The sequence below is a fragment of the Streptomyces sp. SID11385 genome (assembly GCF_010548245.1).
GTDB lineage: Bacteria > Actinomycetota > Actinomycetes > Streptomycetales > Streptomycetaceae > Streptomyces.
This window is the reverse complement of record NZ_JAAGLR010001097.1, coordinates 1-3,146: the sequence shown is the minus strand read 5'-3', so window position 1 is coordinate 3,146 and position 3,146 is coordinate 1. Positions and strand designations below refer to the sequence as shown.

General features: G+C 74.3%; 3 protein-coding genes. All 3 read right to left on the bottom strand.

What is annotated here, in order from left to right:
* Positions 1-90: 90 nt before the first annotated feature.
* The gene (locus tag G3I42_RS33640) at positions 91-1,254 is read right to left on the bottom strand and encodes an acyltransferase family protein (RefSeq protein WP_164291455.1); all 1,164 of its coding nucleotides are present in this window, start codon (positions 1,252-1,254) and stop codon (positions 91-93) included.
* A 90-nt stretch (positions 1,255-1,344) separates the two neighbouring features.
* Positions 1,345-2,322, bottom strand: a complete 978-nt coding sequence (locus tag G3I42_RS33635) for an ABC transporter permease (protein WP_203607686.1) — start codon at positions 2,320-2,322, stop codon at positions 1,345-1,347.
* Positions 2,309-3,146, bottom strand: an 838-nt coding sequence (locus G3I42_RS33630; protein WP_164291454.1) for an ABC transporter ATP-binding protein, incomplete at its 5' end; no start/stop codon positions are given. The genes G3I42_RS33630 and G3I42_RS33635, both read right to left, overlap by 14 nt.

Below are 3,146 nucleotides of genomic sequence, written 5' to 3'. Positions count from 1 at the left end.
GCCGCCAGCGCCGCTCCGCCGGGCGCCCGGCTCGCACGGCGTCCCGCCCGGCGCCCCTCCCCCGGCCGCCCCCTCACCCCCGCCGCGCCCTCACCCCCGCCGCCCCTCGCCCTCCGGCGCCAGGAGCCACCGTGCCGAGGGGCTGGTCAGGGGCCGGACCAGGCGGCGGACCGGGGTCGAGGCCAGGACGGTGGTGAGGGCGACCCCCGCCAGGAGGAGGGCGATCAGCTCCACCGTCGTGTCGGCGCGCTCGATGAGCCCCTTCTCCCGCAGCGGCATGATGACCAGCGGGTGCAGGAGGTAGACCGTGAAGCCGCCCGCTCCCATCGCCGAGATCAGCGGGAGGCGGCGCTTCGGGATCAGGCGCATGAGGCACAGGACGAGGAAGGCCGCCACCACCAGGACCGCGAGCCGTACGAGCCAGGCGCCCTCCATGCCGAGCCACGTGTCCGCCTTGTACGGGTGCCGCATCGACAGCCACGTGCCCGGGATGTCGCGGTGCCAGCGCCACGCCGCGAGGCCCGCGCCGAGCACCCCCGCGACCGCGAGCGGCAGGCTCCAGCGGCTCTCCAGCCACCCTCGTCCCAGGCCCTTGCCGAGCCGCCAGCCGAAGTAGAAGAGCGGCAGGTAGACGAGGGTGCGGCTCGCGGAGAACATCATGCCGAACTCGTCGAAGTAGCCGAGCGCGAGGGACACCGCCGTCGTCGTGAGCAGTGGGTACCGCAACTGCACGACGAGCGGCAGCAGCAGCCGCCAGCAGAACAGCGACATGAGGAACCACAGGGTCCACGGGAGCTGCGCGATGTGGAGCGTGAAGGGCTTGCCCAGCGCGTACGACTCCAGCGAGAACAGCAGGCTGAAGACGAGTGCGGGCAGGGCTATGGTGCGCAGGAGGTTGCGCAGGCGGCGGGGGTCGAGCGGGCCCGGACTGCTGAAGACCCCGGCGAGCACGACGAAGGCGGGGACGCGGAACGCCCAGGCGGCCACGTTGAAGGCGTGCAGCACGCCATGGCTGCTCATGATGCTGCCGATCGTGTGCAGGACCACGATGAGGGTCGCCGCGACGAAGCGCGTGTTGTCGTACCAGGGGTCGCGGGCCTTGGCGGCGGGGGTGGCCGGTACGGGGCCGGGGGTCGTCGGCCCGGAGTCCGCCGGGTCGGGGTTCGCCGGGTCGGCGGGTTTGGCGTGTCTCGGCGGGGCGCTCGTCATCGCGAGGGTCTCCTGCGGCACGGGGTGGCGGCAGGGTGCGGCCACCGAGGGGAAAACCTTTTCGGTGGCTGTGGAGCGCCCGGTGAGGAGAAACCGGGCGGTGGGTGAACTTCCGGTGTCCTTGCGGGGGTTGTCTCAGGTCGTGATGTCCTTCGTACCCAGCCGCGCCCAGGCCAGCGAGCCGAAGAGCGCCACGTAGACCGCCTGGAGGCCCAGGTTCTTCACGGTGTCGTCCCACAGGAGGGGGTCGCGGACGAGGTCGGCGAAGGCGAGCCAGTGGTGCGAGAAGAAGTACGGCTGGAGCGCGGAGAGTTGCGGGATCACGTCGAGGATCTGGACGGTGATGACGAGCCCGACCGTCGTCGCCATCGCCGCGATGCCGCTGTTGGTCAGCGTCGAGACGAAGAGGCCGAGCGCGGCGACGCCGAGCAGCGAGGCCGCCACGACGAGCGCGATGAGCAGCGCGCGTCCCAGGCCCTCGCCGAAGCCGATGCGGGTGCCGGAGATCGTCGTGAGGTCCCCGGCCGGGAAGAGCGCGAGCCCGGTGAGGAGCGCGGCGAGGGTCACGACGCCGGTCGCCGCCGCGCAGAAGACCGCGACGGCCCCGTACTTCGTGAGGAGGAGCCTCGTCCGTCCTGCGGGTGCGACGAGCAGGTAGCGCAGCGTCCCCGCGCTCGCCTCGCCCGCGACCGCGTCGCCCGCCACGACGCCGACCGCCATCGGCAGGAAGACGGGGAGCGTCGCGGCGAGTGCCGTGAAGACGAGGAAGAGGCCGTTGTTGGTGATCTGCGAGGCGAAGGCCGGTCCGTCGCCGCCGTGCGCGTCCGCGCCGCCCCCGCCGCCCGTCTCGATCCGCACGGCGATCCCGATGAGCACGGGGATCGCGGCGAGCACGCCGAGCAGGGCGAGGGTGCGGCCCCGGCGGAAGGTCGTGCGCAGCTCGCTGGCGAGGAGCCCGGAGCCGGGGAGGGAGGGGAAGGTACGGGTACGGGGCACGCCCGCACCCCCGGCGGCCCCGCGCCCGGCGCCCCCGCGCCCGGCCACCGGAGGCTCGACGCCCTCGCGTCCCGCGTCCGTCCCCGTCCTCGTCCCCGCGTGTTCAGCGTCCGCCATCGAAGCCCTCGCCCGTCAGTTCCACGAACCTCTCCTCCAAGGTGATCGCCTCGGTCCCGAAGGCCCGCACCCGCACCCCCGCGCCGACCAGCGCCGCGTTGAGCGCGGCCGGGTCGAGCCCGGCGGGTGGCTCGCCGCTGAGCCGGTCGGGACCGTCGGGGCGTACGTCCTCGACGCCGTGCGCCGCGAGGACCCGTACCGCCTCCTCGGTGTCGGCCGTCGTCACCGTCACGCGGGCCGTGCGCGCCGCGAGCAGTTCGGCGACCGGGCCCTGGGCGCGCAGGCGGCCCGCCGCCATGACGGCGACGTGGTCGCAGACCTGCTCGATCTCGTCGAGCAGGTGCGAGGAGAGGAAGACGGTCGTGCCCTCGGCGGCCAGGGACCGGACGAGCGCGCGGATCTCGCGCATGCCCTGCGGGTCGAGGCCGTTGGTCGGCTCGTCGAGGACGAGGAGGCGGCGGGGGCGGAGCAGCGCGGCGGCGAGGCCGAGGCGCTGCTTCATGCCGAGCGAGTACGTACGGGCCTTGCGGTGCGCGGCGGGGGTGAGCCCGACGCGTTCCAGGGCCTCGGTGACGCGGCGTTCGCGGTCGGCGCGGGAGGCGGTGGGGTCGGCGGCGTCGAGACGGCGCAGGTTGTCGCGGCCCGAGAGGAAGCCGTAGAGGGCGGGGCCCTCGATGAGCGCGCCGACGTGCGGCAGCACCCGGCGCCCCGCGCCCGGCATTTCGCCGCCGAGCACGCGCGCGCGGCCCGCGGTCGGCGCGATGAGCCCGAGCAGCATCCGGATCGTCGTCGTCTTGCCCGAGCCGTTGGGGCCGAGGAAGCCG

Coding starts and splice junctions, on each gene's coding strand:
- G3I42_RS33635 (WP_203607686.1), bottom strand. CDS start 2,322: ATGGCGGACGCTGAACACGCGGGGACGAGGACGGGGACGGACGCGGGA.